This window comes from Limimonas halophila, from assembly GCF_900100655.1.
In the GTDB taxonomy this organism is placed as follows: Bacteria; Pseudomonadota; Alphaproteobacteria; order Kiloniellales; family Rhodovibrionaceae; genus Limimonas; species Limimonas halophila.
The window spans coordinates 104,773-118,593 of record NZ_FNCE01000003.1; the positions used below are offsets into that span (position 1 = coordinate 104,773).

At 68.6% G+C, this 13,821-nt stretch carries 17 protein-coding genes and 1 tRNA gene; 10 read left to right on the forward strand and 8 right to left on the reverse strand.

Annotated features, from left to right (window positions below):
- Positions 1-6 precede the first annotated feature (6 nt).
- Both BLQ43_RS05985 and BLQ43_RS05990 read right to left on the reverse strand, forming a co-directional pair.
- The gene (locus BLQ43_RS05985; RefSeq protein WP_090019233.1) at positions 7-714 is read right to left on the reverse strand and encodes an ABC transporter ATP-binding protein; all 708 of its coding nucleotides are present in this window, start codon (positions 712-714) and stop codon (positions 7-9) included.
- The gene (locus BLQ43_RS05990) at positions 695-1,507 is read right to left on the reverse strand and encodes an ABC transporter ATP-binding protein (protein WP_437123473.1); all 813 of its coding nucleotides are present in this window, start codon (positions 1,505-1,507) and stop codon (positions 695-697) included. The genes BLQ43_RS05985 and BLQ43_RS05990 overlap by 20 nt, the downstream gene beginning before the upstream one ends.
- Before the next feature lie 195 nt (positions 1,508-1,702).
- Between BLQ43_RS05990 and BLQ43_RS05995 the strand changes: the two genes are divergently transcribed.
- The 3 genes from BLQ43_RS05995 (at position 1,703) to BLQ43_RS06005 (ending at position 3,317) form a co-directional block, all read left to right on the forward strand.
- The gene (locus tag BLQ43_RS05995) at positions 1,703-1,972 is read left to right on the forward strand and encodes a hypothetical protein (protein WP_090019234.1); all 270 of its coding nucleotides are present in this window, start codon (positions 1,703-1,705) and stop codon (positions 1,970-1,972) included.
- Between the two features lie 156 nt (positions 1,973-2,128).
- Positions 2,129-2,707 carry a PAS domain-containing protein gene (locus tag BLQ43_RS06000; protein WP_176758546.1) on the forward strand — a complete coding sequence of 193 codons (579 nt, stop codon included), beginning with the start codon at positions 2,129-2,131 and terminating at the stop codon, positions 2,705-2,707.
- A gap of 73 nt (positions 2,708-2,780) precedes the next feature.
- Complete coding sequence (locus tag BLQ43_RS06005) at positions 2,781-3,317, forward strand: NUDIX hydrolase (protein ID WP_090019236.1); 537 nt, start codon at positions 2,781-2,783, stop codon at positions 3,315-3,317.
- A gap of 295 nt (positions 3,318-3,612) precedes the next feature.
- On the opposite strand, the gene folD is transcribed toward BLQ43_RS06005, so the two are convergent.
- The 3 genes from folD to BLQ43_RS06020 form a co-directional block, all read right to left on the reverse strand.
- A complete protein-coding gene (gene folD, locus BLQ43_RS06010; RefSeq protein WP_090019237.1) occupies positions 3,613-4,530 on the reverse strand; it encodes a bifunctional methylenetetrahydrofolate dehydrogenase/methenyltetrahydrofolate cyclohydrolase FolD in 918 nt (305 codons plus the stop codon).
- 150 nt (positions 4,531-4,680) lie between these two features.
- Complete coding sequence (locus BLQ43_RS06015; RefSeq protein WP_090019238.1) at positions 4,681-4,992, reverse strand: DUF167 domain-containing protein; 312 nt, start codon at positions 4,990-4,992, stop codon at positions 4,681-4,683.
- A 9-nt stretch (positions 4,993-5,001) separates the two neighbouring features.
- Positions 5,002-5,337 carry a YggT family protein gene (locus BLQ43_RS06020; protein ID WP_090019239.1) on the reverse strand — a complete coding sequence of 112 codons (336 nt, stop codon included), beginning with the start codon at positions 5,335-5,337 and terminating at the stop codon, positions 5,002-5,004.
- Between the two features lie 196 nt (positions 5,338-5,533).
- Here BLQ43_RS06020 and BLQ43_RS06025 point away from each other — a divergent pair.
- Positions 5,534-5,609: transfer RNA gene (locus tag BLQ43_RS06025), tRNA-Ala, on the forward strand.
- A gap of 463 nt (positions 5,610-6,072) precedes the next feature.
- Here the strand turns inward: BLQ43_RS06025 and pdxH are convergent.
- Entirely contained in the window at positions 6,073-6,669 is a 597-nt protein-coding gene (gene pdxH / locus BLQ43_RS06030) for a pyridoxamine 5'-phosphate oxidase (protein WP_245659476.1), read from the reverse strand.
- Between the two features lie 125 nt (positions 6,670-6,794).
- Here pdxH and BLQ43_RS06035 point away from each other — a divergent pair, with 125 nt between their 5' ends.
- From BLQ43_RS06035 to BLQ43_RS06045, 3 genes are all read left to right on the forward strand, one after another.
- Entirely contained in the window at positions 6,795-7,277 is a 483-nt protein-coding gene (locus tag BLQ43_RS06035) for an RT0821/Lpp0805 family surface protein (protein ID WP_090019241.1), read from the forward strand.
- 196 nt (positions 7,278-7,473) lie between these two features.
- Positions 7,474-8,454, forward strand: a complete 981-nt coding sequence (locus BLQ43_RS06040; RefSeq protein WP_090019242.1) for a DnaJ C-terminal domain-containing protein — start codon at positions 7,474-7,476, stop codon at positions 8,452-8,454.
- Positions 8,455-8,468: 14 nt separating this feature from the next.
- Positions 8,469-8,816: a chaperone modulator CbpM gene (locus BLQ43_RS06045; protein ID WP_090019243.1), complete on the forward strand. Its 348-nt coding sequence runs from the start codon at positions 8,469-8,471 to the stop codon at positions 8,814-8,816.
- 3 nt (positions 8,817-8,819) lie between these two features.
- Here the strand turns inward: BLQ43_RS06045 and BLQ43_RS06050 are convergent, their stop codons facing one another.
- Together BLQ43_RS06050 and BLQ43_RS06055 are read right to left on the reverse strand one after the other, a co-directional pair.
- Positions 8,820-9,854, reverse strand: a complete 1,035-nt coding sequence (locus BLQ43_RS06050) for a histone deacetylase family protein (protein WP_090019244.1) — start codon at positions 9,852-9,854, stop codon at positions 8,820-8,822.
- A 34-nt stretch (positions 9,855-9,888) separates the two neighbouring features.
- The gene (locus BLQ43_RS06055) at positions 9,889-11,118 is read right to left on the reverse strand and encodes an Mrp/NBP35 family ATP-binding protein (RefSeq protein ID WP_090019245.1); all 1,230 of its coding nucleotides are present in this window, start codon (positions 11,116-11,118) and stop codon (positions 9,889-9,891) included.
- Between the two features lie 153 nt (positions 11,119-11,271).
- Here BLQ43_RS06055 and hflK point away from each other — a divergent pair, with 153 nt between their 5' ends.
- From hflK to BLQ43_RS06070, 3 genes are read left to right on the forward strand one after another with little or no spacing between them, the layout of a single operon-like run.
- On the forward strand, positions 11,272-12,498 hold the full coding sequence (gene hflK / locus BLQ43_RS06060) for an FtsH protease activity modulator HflK (RefSeq protein WP_090019246.1): 1,227 nt from the start codon (positions 11,272-11,274) through the stop codon (positions 12,496-12,498).
- Positions 12,499-12,554: 56 nt separating this feature from the next.
- Positions 12,555-13,544 (forward strand): protease modulator HflC, encoded by a 990-nt coding sequence (gene hflC / locus BLQ43_RS06065; RefSeq protein ID WP_090019247.1) that lies wholly within the window; start codon positions 12,555-12,557, stop codon positions 13,542-13,544.
- 36 nt (positions 13,545-13,580) lie between these two features.
- Positions 13,581-13,778 carry a DUF2065 domain-containing protein gene (locus BLQ43_RS06070; RefSeq protein ID WP_245659478.1) on the forward strand — a complete coding sequence of 66 codons (198 nt, stop codon included), beginning with the start codon at positions 13,581-13,583 and terminating at the stop codon, positions 13,776-13,778.
- The last annotated feature ends 43 nt before the right edge of the window (positions 13,779-13,821 follow it).

A 13,821-nucleotide genomic window follows, 5' to 3' on the forward strand; every position in this document is an offset into this window, starting at 1 on the left:
GCGCGATCAGCCGCCCAGGTAGAGGCGCGCCACGTCCGGGTCGTTGAGCAGCTCCTGGCCGGTGCCTTCCACGCGGTTTTCGCCGCTGGCGAGCACGTAGCCCCGGTGCGCCATCTGCAGCGACTGCTTGGCGTTCTGCTCCACCATCATGATCGCCAGCCCGGTGCGGTTGATGGTGCGGATGCGGTCGAAGATGTGCTCCACCATCTTGGGCGCGAGCCCGGCGGACGGCTCGTCGAGCAGCAGCAGCGACGGGTCGAGCATGAGCGCGCTGCCCATGGCGACCATCTGGCGCTCGCCGCCCGACATCTTGCCCGCCCGCTGGCGCCGGCGCTCGGCGAGGCGCGGGAAGAGCTCGAAGACGGTGTCCTTGCGCTCCTGCAGGCTGGCGCCGGTCAGCGTGTAGGCGCCGATCTCCAGGTTTTCCTCGACCGTCAGCCAGGTGAAGACGTTGTCCACCTGCGGCACGTAGCACATGCCCGTGCGCACGATCTCGTAGGGCTCGAAGCGGGAGATGTCCTGGCCGTTGAAGCTGATCGTGCCGCGCCAGGGGTGCAGCAGGCCGAAGACGGCTTTCATCAGGGTCGACTTGCCGGCCCCGTTGGGGCCGATGATGGAGACGATCTCGGCGTTGCCGATCTCCATGGAGACGTTGGAGAGGATTTCGGCGTCGCCGTAGCCGCAGGTGATCCCGTCAACCTTCAGCAGCGGCATACTGGCCCCCCAGGTAGGCTTCCAGCACGCGCGGGTCGTTGCGCACGACCTCCGGCGGGCCCTCCATGAGCTTGGCCCCCTCGCTCATCACGATGACCGGGTCGCACAGGTTCATCACCAGGTCCATGTCGTGCTCGATGAGCAGGAAGGTGATGCCGCGCTCGCGCTGCATGTAGCTGATGTTGTCGGTGATGCGCTGCATCAGGGTGCGGTTCACGCCCGCGCCCGGCTCGTCCAGCAGCACCATCGCCGGCTCGGCCATGAGGATGCGGCCCAGCTCCAGCAGCTTCTTCTGGCCGCCGGACAGCTTGCCGGCGTATTCGTCCTTGATGTGGGTGAGGTTGAGGAACTCCAGCACCTCCAGCGCCTGCTGGCGGATGCGGGCTTCCTCCGTGCGCACCTTGCCCGGCCGGAAGATCGCGGCGAGCACGAACTCCCCGCTCTGGTGCGGGGGCACGAGCATGAGGTTTTCCAGCACCGTCATGCTGGGGTGCTCGCGCGGGATTTGGAAGGTGCGGCACAGTCCCTTCAGGAAGATCTTGTGCGCGGGCAGGTTGGTGATGTCGTCGCCGCGGAAGCGCACGCGTCCGCTGTCGGGCGGGATATAGCCCGTGATGATGTTGAACAGCGTGGTCTTCCCGGCGCCGTTGGGCCCGATGAGCCCGGTGATCGTGTTCGGGGCGACCGACAGGCTGGCGTGGTCGATGGCCCGCAGGCCCCCGAAACTCTTCACCAGGTCGTCGACTTCCAGCATGGGCGGGCTCGTCCCCTCGGACGCGGCGTGTTCGGCCACGGCGCTCCCCTTCTTTCACGTTGTTGCTGCGCTTGGATCGACCGTGTGAGTCCGACCGGACCCCTTCGCGTGCAGGTTAGGCTACGTTAACGGAAGCCCCAACCGAGCCCAACCCCCTCGATAATCCCCTGGGGAGCTTGCGTCTTTTCCGTTGTGTCAGGCAAACTGATGACGGCTTTGGAGTCCGGAGCGATCATGCGCCTTCCCGGCAGTCTCGGGCAGAACGAGCAGGTCAACACCGTCCTGCGTCAGCTGCAGAATCTGGTCCAGCGGCCACAGATTCCGGATCAGAGCGTGCCGGAGACACGGCCCAACCGCCAGGTCGGCGGCGGGCAGCCGGACGCCGGGACGCCGGATCCGGCTACGCAGCAGGAGCGCCCGTTCGATCCCGCCGAGCGCGCCGCCCGCGCCGCCGAAGCCGGGCGCATCCTCCCGCGCGGCAGCTTCGTGGATCTGGTGGTCTAGCCGGTTCTTTTCGTTGACCGGTTTTGTGTAGCGGCATTAATATAAAATTTAACGTGAATGCGGGCGCAGCATCGGTCGCCCGCCGTCGTTGGCGGCAACGGCCCTGCCGGGGGAGGGCAGAGCCCAATGTTTGCGAGGAAACCGGAACCGGACCGCGTGCTGTCCGCGCCGGCCGAGACGCGGCTGAGCGCAACCCAAACGACTCCGAGAGACATCCCCGAGGCGCGCTTGTCCGAATTTTACCGCTACTGGCACGCCCGGCGCTGTGGGACCGGCGAATGGCCGCGTCGCCGCGATCTCGACCCGGCTGACATTCCGGCCCTGCTGCCCAACCTCATGCTGGTCGAGGTGCACGGCGAGCGGTACCGCTACCGCCTCGTCGGGACGGCCGTTACCGACGCGCTCGGCATGGACCCCACCGGCCGCTTCATGGACGATCTGCCGGCGGGCACGCCGTTCACCGGGCTGATGACGCGGATCCACGACGCCGTGCGGCAAGCCGAGGGGCCGGTTTGCGCGCACTCGCGGCACGTGACGCCGTATGGAACGCTGCGGTCGTGTGGGCGGGTGCTCTGCCCGCTGGCGGACGAAGATGGCGGGCTGGCGATGATCGCGACCTGCGCCGTCGTGATCGCCAACGCCGACGCACCGACGGTCGTCGACGGGGGCGGCGAGGTCGTTCTCGACGGCGTGTTCCCGATCGTGCCGGACACGGAAGCCGTCCCGGCGGCATAAACGCGCCCGCGCGCCCAACAGCGGCCCGCCGCCGCCTTGTCGCGGGCCTCGGTGCCGCCCACACTCCCGCACCATGAGCGATCCCGAGCGCCCCGCCCGAACCGGCTTCGTCCGCCGCATTCCCGAGGGTGACGACCGTCACCGCCTGGTCTGCGGCGACTGCGGCTTCATCCACTACGAGAACCCCAAGATCGTCGTCGGCGCCGTGTGCTATGCGCCCGACGAGCGCATCCTGCTGTGCCGGCGCAACATCGAGCCGCGGCTGGGCACCTGGACGATGCCCGCCGGCTACATGGAGCTGGGGGAGGCCGCGGAAACGGGCGCGGCGCGCGAGGCCTGGGAAGAGGCCGGCGCGGACATCGCCATCGAAAGCCTGCTGGGGGTGTATTCCATTCCCCACATCGGGCAGGTGCACCTGATTTACCGGGCGCGTTTGTTGAATCCGGAGACGATCGAAGCGGGGCCGGAATCGGCGGAGCTTATCCTGGTGCCCTGGGGCGATATCCCCTGGGCCGAGCTGTCCTTCCCCTCGGTGCGCTGGGCGTTGACGCACTTCCGCGACACCTATCACCAACACGCCTTCCCGCCGCGCGAAAACCCGGAAATCTGAAGGCCGGAGCGGACGCCTTTTCAGAAATCAGACGTGGATGGCCGTTACCATCGGACGCCGATCCGGTGGTCCACGTACCTGAACATGAATAATACCGCCGAGTTGATGAAATCATCGACCCCAACCCCCACTGTCATCTCTCCCTTCCCCTAGCAGGGGAAGGGGGAGACGGGTTTGGGGCGACAGCCCAAAACCCAGAGGGGGATGGGGCTATGCTCTCGCAGCTTATGACTTGATTGGCTCGATGGTATAAGTGTCCGCTCCGGGCGCAACTGATTTCATTGCCTCGCTGGTATCAGCTCCGCGCCGGCTCGGCGACGTTGTGCTGGCGGCAGGTGGCGGTGACGGTGTTGGCGAGCAGCACCGCGATCGTCATGGGGCCGACGCCGCCGGGCACGGGCGTGATCGCGCCGGCGACCTGCTTGGCCTCGTCGAAGGCGACGTCGCCGACCAACTTGCCTTTTTCCTCGCCCGGCTCGGGGTCCAGGCGGTTGATGCCCACGTCGATGACCGTGGCGCCGGGCTTGATCCAGTCGCCGCGCACCATCCGCGTCTTGCCCACGGCGACGACGAGGATGTCGGCGTCGCGGCACTCGGCGGCGATGTCGCGCGTGCGCGAGTGCACGATCTCGGTCGTGCAGTTGTTGGCCAGCAGCAGGTGGGCCATGGGCTTGCCGACGATGTTGGAGCGCCCGGCCACGACCGCCTTCTTGCCGGAGAGGTCGCCGAGCTGATCCTTGAGCAGCATCAGGCAGCCCAGCGGCGTGCAGGGCACCATGGCGTTGTCCAGGTCGCCGGTCGCCAGCCGGCCCACGTTCATCAGGTGGAAGCCGTCCACGTCCTTCTGGGGATCGATGGTGTGGATCACCTTGTCCTCGTCGATGTGATCCGGCAGCGGCAGCTGGACGAGGATGCCGTGGACGCGCTCGTCGTCGTTGAGCTGCTGGACCAGGTCGAGCAGCTCGTGCTCGCTGGTGTTGGCGTCCAGGTGGTGGTGGAAGGACTCCATCCCCACCTCGACCGTCTTCTTGGCCTTGGAGCGGACGTAGACCTGACTGGCCGGGTTCTCGCCCACCAGCACGACCGCCAGGCCGGGCGTGATGCCGTGCTGGTCCTTCAGCGCCTGGACCTGCTGCGCGACGCCGCTGCGCAGATCGGCCGCGAAGCCCTTGCCGTCGATGATGGTGGCGTCACCCGCCTGGGCCTGGCTCATGGCGTTGCTCCCCTTCGTGTCATGGCTGTTGGTTCGGCGCGCCGGTGGTGGCGCGCCCGTATGCAATCCGCCCGGGATGTGCGCGCAAACGCGCGCGGGCGCGTGTTTGTCACCGCCGTTCGTGTGTTCGCAACCGACCCGCTCGATAGCTCATTCACAATCGGCCGCGAGGCGCGCGGCGAGTTCGGCCGGGTCGCCGCGCAGGTGGACCGTCTTGTCGCGGCCCGTCTGGCCGGCCGTTAGGGTGACGTCGGCCTTCTTCAGGCCCCAGCGCTTGGCGAGGAAGGCGGTCAGCGCGGTGTTGGCCTTGCCGTCCTGGGCCGGGGCGCGCACGCGGACCTTGAGCGCGGGGCGCCCGTCGGCGTGGGCGTGGAGGCCGTCGATGCGGTCCGCTTTGGCGCCCGGCTGGGCGCGCACGCGCAGGCGCAGGCCGTCGGCGAGCTGGTCCCACGGGCCGTCCATGGGTAGGCGCTACATTGGCGTCCCGCCCGCGACCGGGGCGCCGGCGGTCTGAAGTTGCATGGCGACGTTGCCGAGGATCCGCTGCAGCAGGAAGATGCCGAGGATCAGCACGATCGGCGAGATGTCGATGCCGCCCAGGTTGGGCAGGAACTGGCGAATCGGCCGCAGCGCGGGTTCCGTGATCCGCCACAGGAAGTCGACGACCATGTAGACGAACTGGTTGCGCGTGTTGATCACGTCGAAGGCGATCAGCCAGCTCATGATCGCGGAGATGATGATCGCCCAGACGTAGAGCTGCAGGGCGATGTTGACGACCTGGATCAGCGGCAGGAGCACGGTCTGCATGCGGTGGAACCTTCAACCGGCGTGCGGGCAGTGAGCGCGGGCAGGCTAGCCATCGCCCCGGACCCACACAAGGCCGCGGCGCAGGCTTGACAGCCCGCAACCGTGTCCGCATGTTCCAGCGCACACGACGGCGGCGCGGGCATCACAGCCCTTGTCTCAGCCCGCCGTTGGCCTTACGTCCTTCGTGGACCTCGGTGGGGCCGTAGCTCAGCTGGGAGAGCGCCAGAATCGCACTCTGGAGGTCACGGGTTCGAATCCCGTCGGCTCCACCACCCACCTTCCTCGCGTTTCCTAAAGCCAGAACGGCTTTGCCGGTTATTCGCCAGTTACTCGGCCACGGGGCGCGTTGGCGTTTTTCCGCGCAGACCGGCGAATCGCCTGTTGGCGGATCCAGTCGAATGGTGCGGCGGTCGTGACTTGCGTCATCCCAAGACCCCGATCTTGGGATCCAGCGTGCCGGGGATCGGCGGATTGCCGCTGACGCGGCTAATCCGCCCTACATGAATGCAAATCGTCTTGTAGGTCGGTTCGATTCCACTGAAAATAGCCGCAAGCTTTTTATTTCCCCGTTTTGCTTGTATAAAGTTACGGATGCGATAAAACAGGATCGTGTTTTGGTCATGAGTGACCCGTGCATTTGCTGCGTGATGCCGGTATCGAATGACAAAAAGGGATTAAACACCCTCGTGTTTACGCCGCTGTCGAATGACAGATGGTTCTAAGAATCATCCGTGGCTATGGGTACAACATTGTGGTGGTCCAGCCGCCGGCGTCGTCGGGCTCGTAGACGAGGCGGTTGTGCAGGCGGAAGCGGCCTTCCTCCCAGAACTCGATGCGGGTTGGGGAGATGCGGAAGCCGGACCACTCGGGCGGGCGCGGCACGGGGCCGACGGCGTAGCGGGTGCCGTATTCGGCGACGCGCTTCTTGAGGGCGTGCTTGGATTCCAGCGGGCGCGACTGCTTGCTGGCCCAGGCGCCGACCTGGCTGCCGTGGGCGCGCGAGGCGAAGTATTCGTCGGCTTCCGCGTCGCCGACCTGGCTGACGTGGCCTTCCACGCGCACCTGCCGGCGCAGGCTCTTCCAGTGCATGACGAAGGCGGCCTTGGGGTGGGTTCGCAGCTGCACACCCTTGCGGCTTTCCAGGTTGGTGTAGAAGACGAAGCCGTCGTGGTCGTAGCCCTTCAGCAGCACCATGCGCACCGAGGGCATGCCGTCCTCGCCGACGGTGGCGACGGCCATGGCGTTGGGGTCGTTGATCTCGCTGTCCCAGGCGTCCTGATACCAGGACGCGAACAGCTCCAAGGGGTCGGCGGGCGGGTCGTCGGGGAACATGGTTGCGTCGGCCCTTTGCATTTATGGGTTATGGAAAAATCGTGGCCGCTGGCGTGACGGGTCAAGTATACTCCCGCCCAGGCAGCGCATTCGTGCGGCGCGCGCCGCGGCAGCGAGGATACGAGATGACGGTGCGACGCATTTTGGCGGCCCTGGCCCTGACCGCGATGGTGGCGGCGGGGTGTGCGAATTCGGGGGATCAGCCCGGGCCGAAGCAGTCGATCGGCACGATCGGCGGCGCCATCCTGGGTGGATTTCTTGGCTCCAAGGTGGGCGGCGGCAAGGGGCAGCTGTGGGCGACGGGCGCGGGCGCGGCCGTGGGCGCGCTCATCGGCAGCGAGTTCGGCAAGTCGCTGGACCGCGCGGACCGGATTTACGCCGCGCGAACGACCCAGGCGGCGCTGGAGCACACGAAGAGCGGCCAGACCTCGACCTGGAGCAATCCGGACAGCGGCAACAGCGGCAAGGTGACGCCGACGGAAACGTTCCAGCGCGCGGACGGCACCTACTGCCGTGAGTTTCAGCAGACGGTGACGGTGGGCGGCGAGACGCAGCAGGCCTATGGCACGGCGTGTCGTCAGCCCGACGGCTCTTGGAAAATCATCTAGCCCCACTTAGGTCGGAGACACGGGCAACATCGTCGCTCCGCCGGCCGGGCGGGGCCGGACCACCGCCGGGCGGCCCGCAGCGGTACAGCGCGGCCGCCGGCCTTGACGGGGCCAGCCCGCTGGCGGATCACCGGAACCATCGCCGCCGGCTCACGGGCCGGCGCAGGCAGGCAGCGAACAGGGCGAAGCGGGCCGCATGACCGACCTTTACGCGGTGCTGGGCATCTCGCGCGATGCCAGTCAGGACGACATCAAGAAAGCGTACCGCAAGCTGGCGAAGAAGTACCATCCGGACCTGAATCCGGGAAACAAGGACGCCGAGCAGAAGTTCAAGGATATCTCCCAGGCTTACGACATCCTGGGCGATCCGGATAAGCGCAAGCGCTACGACGCCGGGGAAATCGACGCCGCGGGCCAGGAGCAGGGCATGCGCGGGGCCGGCGCGGGCGCTGGACCGGGCGGCTTCTACCGCTCCTACGCCGACGGTGGTGGCGGCGGCAAGTACCGCCAGTTCGACTTCGGCGAAGAGTTTTCGGCCGAGGACATCTTCGCCGACCTCTTCGGCGGCGGCTTCAAGCGCCGCAGCGGCTTTTCAGCCGGTGGTCCCGGTGGCGGAGGCGGCTGGAAGCGCTCCGAGGCGCGCGGCGGCGACGTCAACTACCAGATCCGCGTGAGCTTTCAGGAAGCCGCGGCAGGGGCGCGCAAGCGCGTGCGCCTGGCCGACGGGGAGACGGTGGACATCAACATCCCGCCGGGCTGCGAAGACGGGCAGACACTGCGCCTCAAGGGCAAGGGCAAGCCGGGCCTGGGCGCCGGGCCGCCGGGCGACGCCTACGTCAAGATCAACGTGGACAAGGACCCGCGCTTCTCGCGCGACGGCAAGGACGTCTACGTGGATCTGCCGGTGAGCCTGCAGGAGGCCGTGGAGGGCGCGACCGTCACGGTGCCCACGGTGACCGGCAAGGTGCAGATGAAGGTGCCGCCGGGCTCCAACACCGGCAAGACGATGCGCCTGCGCGGGCGCGGCATCCAGCCCAAGGGCGAGGACGCGGGCGACCAGTACGTGCGCCTGCAGGTGGTGTTGCCCGAGAAGCCCGACGACGAGCTGAAGAAGTTCGTCAAGGACTGGGCGAAGAAGCACCCGTACAACCCGCGTGAAAAGGCGGGCATGGTCTGAAACGGGGGCCAGGTATGGCGAAGACGCTGGCGGAGGTGGTCGCGGCCACGTCGGTGTCGGAAGCCGAGATCACCGCCTGGGTCGAGGAAGCCTGGGTGCTCCCGGTAGCCGAATCGGGCCGCTGGTTCTTCGACGAGGCGGACGAGGCGCGCATCGCGCTGATCGCGCAGCTGCATCACGACATGGGCATCGACGCCGAGGCGATGCCGCTGGTGCTCCACCTCCTCGACCAGCTGTACAGCCTGCGCGCGGCGCTGAGCGAGATCCACGCGGCTTACCGCGACCTCTCCCCCGAGCACCGCCACATCCTGTCCACGCGGCTCTACCGCGCGCGCTACGGCCACGACCCCGGCCTGCGGTGAGGCTTACCCGCGATCGAGCGCGGCAAAGCCGCGCAGCGCCGCCTGGAGGTTGGCTTCCAGCGCGGGCTGGAGATAGCCGCCTTCCTGCACCAGCAGCGTGGGCAGGCGCAGCGCCGCGATCGCTTCCGTAACGCGGCCCAGCTCGGCGGTCGTCAGCGCCATGCCCTGCAAGGGGTCGTCGACGTGGGCGTCCAGGCCCAGCGCGACCACCAGGACGTCCGGGTCGAAGGCGCGGATCTGCGCCAGCGCATGGTCGAGCGCGGCCATGTAGGCGTCGATCCGCGTGCCCAGCGGCAGGGGCAGGTTGAGATTGTAGCCGGTGCCGGGGCCGGTGCCGCGCTCCTGCGCGTAGCCCCAGTAGAAGGGGAAGTAGTGCGCCGGGTCGGCGTGCAGGGACACCGTGAACACGTCCGGGCGCTGGTCGAAAACGCTCTGGGTGCCGTTGCCGTGGTGCACGTCCACGTCGAGCACGGCGACGCGCCCGGCGTGACGGCGCAGGCGCTCCACGGCGATCGCGGTGTTGTTCAGGAAGCAGAAGCCGCCGGCCATGTCGGGAAAGGCGTGGTGGCCGGGCGGGCGGCACAGGGCGTAGGCGACGGGTTCGCCCGCGGCCACCAGCTCGGCCCCGGTCACGGCGGCCTCGGCGCTGTTCACGACCGCCTCCCAGGTGCCCTCGGCGATGGGGCAGGCGGTGTCGGCCTGGTGGTAGCCGGCCTGACCGACCGGGGACTCCGGGTAGCCCGCGCCCCAACGCCCCTGTGGATGCGTTTTGGGGATGACCTCCTCGCTGGCGCCCTCGATCTGCCGCCAGCGCCCCACGATCGTGCGCAGAAAGTGCAGATAGGCCGGCGTGTGCACCGCCGCAGCCGGGCCGGGGCCGTGCGCGTCGGCGGCGATCACGGTGTGCCCGTCCGCCTTGGTGGCGGCGCGCAGGCGGTCGGCGCGCTCGGGCGCTTCCGGGTTCGGGCGGTGCGCCCCGGCCGCCAGGAAGTGCCGCGGGCGGTGGTAGGCGTGACGCTCGGGGTAGACGACTTTCATGTCGGCTCGGCAGCGCTCAAGACATCGTGATCCCTCAGGACATCGTGATCTTGGGCGCCTGACGCGTGGCGCCGCCGTCCAGCACCTGCTCGGCGATGCGCCGGGCGATGTTGCCATAGGCCGCGGCGTGCGGGCTTTCGGGATGGGCGACGACCACCGGGTTCCCGCCGTCCGAGGTCTCGCGGATGACGATGTCCAGCGGGATCTCTCCCAGCAGCTCCGTGCCCAGGCGCGCGGCCTCGCGCCGGCCGCCGCCCTCGGCGAAGACGTGGTGGCGCTCGCCGCAGCTCGGGCACTGGAAGTAGCTCATGTTCTCGATGAAGCCGAGCACGGGCACGTCCACCTTGCGGAACATGTTCAGGCCCTTGTTGGCGTCGGTCAGGGCCAGGTCCTGCGGCGTGGTGACGATGGCCGCGCCCGCCAGCGGCACCTGCTGGGACAGCGTGAGCTGCGCGTCGCCCGTGCCCGGCGGCATGTCGACGATCAAAAGGTCCAACTCGCCCCACTCGACGTCGCGCAGCATTTGCTGGATGGCCGTCTGCACCATGGGCCCGCGCCAGACCGTGGGCGTGTCCTCGTCCACCAGGAAGCCCATCGACATCACCTTGATGCCGTGCGCCTCCTTGGGAATCAGCCGCTTGCCCTCGGTCAGCTCCGGCTTGCCGCTCACGCCCATCATGCGCGGGGCGGAGGGGCCGTAGATGTCGGCGTCCAGCAGGCCCACGCGGTGGCCTTCCCGCGCGGCGGCGAGGGCGAGGTTGGCGGCCGTGGTGCTCTTGCCCACGCCGCCCTTGCCGCTGGCGACCGCCACGATGGCGCGCACGCCCGGCATCTGGATGGCCTGCTGCGTGCCGCCCCGGCGCTGGTCGCCGCCGCGCTGACCAGAGCCTTGGCCCTGGCCCTGGCCCTGAGCGTGACCCTGGCCGTGGCCATGCCTGTGCCCGCCGCCGTGCTGCTGCGCGCCACCGGCCTGTTGCTGCATCTTCCCGGCGGAACCGCTGTCGCCCGGCGCCTCGGTGTGGGCCGTGAGCACGGCCGTGACCGAGGACACGCCGTCCAGCGCGAGCACCGCCTGTTCGGCGCGCTTGCGCACGGCTTCCATGTCGTGGGATGTTTGCGGGTCGATTTCGATGGCGAACCCGACGTTGCCGTCCTTGACCACGAGGCCGGTGACCATCTTCCGGGTGACGAGGTCCTGGCCGGAGGCGGGGTCCAGGATGTTCCGGAGGGCGGCGTAGATGCTGTCCTCGGTGACACGGCTCATGCTTGATCTCTCCGCTTTCCGGACGATATGGCGACGCCTGACGTCATGGCCGCGGCGCGCCGGCTCGTCGATGTCCGCAGCGGATATGGGCGGTGATCCGGCGGCGTGAAAGGCCAGCGTCGACACGAGATACCCACGCGGAGCGCATCCATCATGCCTTGGCAGCAGCAGGGCGGCCCTTGGGGCGGCGGTTCCGGCGGCGGCGGCCCCTGGGGCGGCGGCGGTCGCGGCAACGGCAGCGGCGGCCGGGGCGGCCGCGGCGGCGGCCCCTTCGGCGGCGGCGGAGGCGGCGGGGGCGGTCAGCGCCCGCCCGACATCGACGACCTCGTCCGCAAGGGGCAGGACCAGCTCAAGCAGTTGATGCCCGGCGGCAACATGGGCGGCCGCGGCATTCTGCTGGCGGTGCTGGTGATCGTCGCGATCTGGTTGGTGACCGGTTTCTACCGCGTCCAGCCGGACGAGCGCGGCGTCGTGCTGCGCTTCGGGCAGTGGGTGGCGACCACGCAGCCCGGCCTGAACTGGCATCTGCCGTACCCCATCGAAAGCGTGGTCACGCCCTCGGTGGAGCAGATCAGCCAGATCAACATCGGTCTGCGGCAGGTCGGCACCGGCTCACAGACGCGCACCCGCGACATCGCCGAAGAGAGCCTGATGCTCACCGGCGATCAGAACATCATCGACATCCAGTTCTCGGTGCAGTGGCGCATCGCGGACGCGGGCAAGTACCTCTTCAATGTCCGCAACGCCCAGGAAACCGTGAAGATCGCCGCCGAGAGCGCGATGCGCGAGATCATCGGCCGCACGGCCCTGCAGCCGGCGCTGACCGAGGCGCGCGCCGAGATCGAGACGAAGACCCGCGAACTGCTGCAGGACATCCTGGAGAACTACGGCGCGGGCGTTCAGATCACGGGCCTGAAGCTGCAGAACGTCCAGCCGCCCGAGCCGGTGATGGACGCCTTCAACGAGGTCCAGCGCGCCAAGCAGGACCAGGATCGCCTCGTCAACGAGGCCCAGGCCTACCGCAACGACATCATTCCCAAGGCGCGCGGCAAGGCGGCCCAGATCCGCAACGACGCGCAGGCCTACGCCTCGCGCATCGTCAACGAGGCCGAGGGTCAAGCGGAGCGCTTCTCGCAGGTGCGCGGCGCCTACGAGGAGTCGCCGAAGATCACCCAGCGGCGCATGTTCCTGGAGACGATGCAGACCATCTACGGGCGCACGGACAAGGTGCTGATGAGCGGCAGCGGCAACGGCACGGTGCCGTATTTGCCCCTGGATGAGCTGCGCAAGCGCCGTCCGGCCGGCGGGCAGACCACCTCGCAGAGCGAGGACACGTCCGGCGGCGACTCCAACGCAACCTCGGCGCAGCGCGCGCGCTGAACCCCGGGCGCCGGCCGGGCCGCTGCCCGCCGGCCCCAACCGCGGAGCGGTTCGTGATGACGAGCAAGAAGGTCATATCGCTGGGCGTGCTGGCGGTGGCGCTGATCATCGTGGCGTCCAGCGCGCTCTTTACCGTCCACCAGACGCAGCAGGCGATCGTGCTGCAGTTCGGCGACCCGCGGAACGTCATCCGCGAGCCCGGCCTGCACGTGAAGGTGCCCTTCGTTCAGGAGGTCGTGACCTACGAGAAGCGCCTGATCGACCTGGACCCGCCGGTGGAGCGCGTGCTGCTGGCGAACCAGAAGCCGTTGGACGTGGACAGCTTCGCGCGCTACCGCATCGACAACCCGCTGCAGTTCTTCCAGACGGTGCGCGTGGAAGAAAACCTGCGCGCGCGGCTGGGCTCCATCATCAACTCCAGCCTGCGCAGCGTGCTCGGCAGCGTCGATCTCGCCAGCCTGCTGTCCAACGAGCGCGCCGCGATCATGGAGCGCATCAGCAAGCAGGTGAACAAGGAGGCCGAACGCTTCGGCATCAACGTCGTCGACGTGCGCATCGGCCGCACCGACCTGCCCGAGCAGGTGCAGGAGGCCGTCTACTCGCGCATGCGCTCCGAGCGCCAGCAGGAAGCCGCCCAGATCCGGGCGCGCGGGCAGGAGCGGGCGCGCGAGATCCGCGCCAACGCCGAGCGGCAGGCCACGGTTATCAAGGCCGAGGCGCAGCGCGAGTCGGAGATCCTGCGCGGTGAGGCCGAGGCGACGCGCACGCGCACGCTCAGCAAGGCCTATGGCCAGGCGCCCGAGTTCTTCAACTTCTACCGCTCGCTGCAGGCCTACGAGAAGTCGATCAACCAGGACGGCTCGGACAACAGCTACCTCGTGCTCTCCACGGAGCGGAACGCCTTCTTCCGGCTGTTCAACCAGGGCGCCATCACCGACGCCCTCGGTGTGGAGCCCGGGGACATCCCGGATGCGCCGTCGCAGGACGGCCAGGTGTCGGGCCGCGAGGGCGGCGAGACCGCCACGAGCTCGGTGTTCGGCGGATAAGGCGCACCTGGGGCGGGGCGGCGAGAGCCGATCACCGTGGCGCTCGATCTGGCGGACTTCGTGACGGCCCTGGGCTTGGTGCTGGTGTTCGAGGGCGTCGCGCTCGCTCTCCTGCCCAGTGCCCTGCGCCGGGCGCTGGAAACCCTGGACGCCATGCCGCGCGAGGCCATGCGCTGGGGCGGCTTGTTGGTGGCCCTGGCCGGTGTGTTCGTGCTGTATTTGGTGCGGGGCTGAGGCCCGGACCGGCTCGCCGGGCCGCGCCAGACCGCGAGGAGGA

Coding starts and splice junctions, on each gene's coding strand:
- BLQ43_RS05985 (WP_090019233.1), bottom strand. CDS start 714: ATGCCGCTGCTGAAGGTTGACGGGATCACCTGCGGCTACGGCGACGCC.
- BLQ43_RS05995 (WP_090019234.1), top strand. CDS start 1,703: ATGCGCCTTCCCGGCAGTCTCGGGCAGAACGAGCAGGTCAACACCGTC.
- BLQ43_RS06005 (WP_090019236.1), top strand. CDS start 2,781: ATGAGCGATCCCGAGCGCCCCGCCCGAACCGGCTTCGTCCGCCGCATT.
- folD (WP_090019237.1), bottom strand. CDS start 4,530: ATGAGCCAGGCCCAGGCGGGTGACGCCACCATCATCGACGGCAAGGGC.
- BLQ43_RS06015 (WP_090019238.1), bottom strand. CDS start 4,992: ATGGACGGCCCGTGGGACCAGCTCGCCGACGGCCTGCGCCTGCGCGTG.
- BLQ43_RS06020 (WP_090019239.1), bottom strand. CDS start 5,337: ATGCAGACCGTGCTCCTGCCGCTGATCCAGGTCGTCAACATCGCCCTG.
- pdxH (WP_245659476.1), bottom strand. CDS start 6,669: ATGTTCCCCGACGACCCGCCCGCCGACCCCTTGGAGCTGTTCGCGTCC.
- BLQ43_RS06035 (WP_090019241.1), top strand. CDS start 6,795: ATGACGGTGCGACGCATTTTGGCGGCCCTGGCCCTGACCGCGATGGTG.
- BLQ43_RS06040 (WP_090019242.1), top strand. CDS start 7,474: ATGACCGACCTTTACGCGGTGCTGGGCATCTCGCGCGATGCCAGTCAG.
- BLQ43_RS06045 (WP_090019243.1), top strand. CDS start 8,469: ATGGCGAAGACGCTGGCGGAGGTGGTCGCGGCCACGTCGGTGTCGGAA.
- BLQ43_RS06050 (WP_090019244.1), bottom strand. CDS start 9,854: ATGAAAGTCGTCTACCCCGAGCGTCACGCCTACCACCGCCCGCGGCAC.
- BLQ43_RS06055 (WP_090019245.1), bottom strand. CDS start 11,118: ATGAGCCGTGTCACCGAGGACAGCATCTACGCCGCCCTCCGGAACATC.
- hflK (WP_090019246.1), top strand. CDS start 11,272: ATGCCTTGGCAGCAGCAGGGCGGCCCTTGGGGCGGCGGTTCCGGCGGC.
- hflC (WP_090019247.1), top strand. CDS start 12,555: ATGACGAGCAAGAAGGTCATATCGCTGGGCGTGCTGGCGGTGGCGCTG.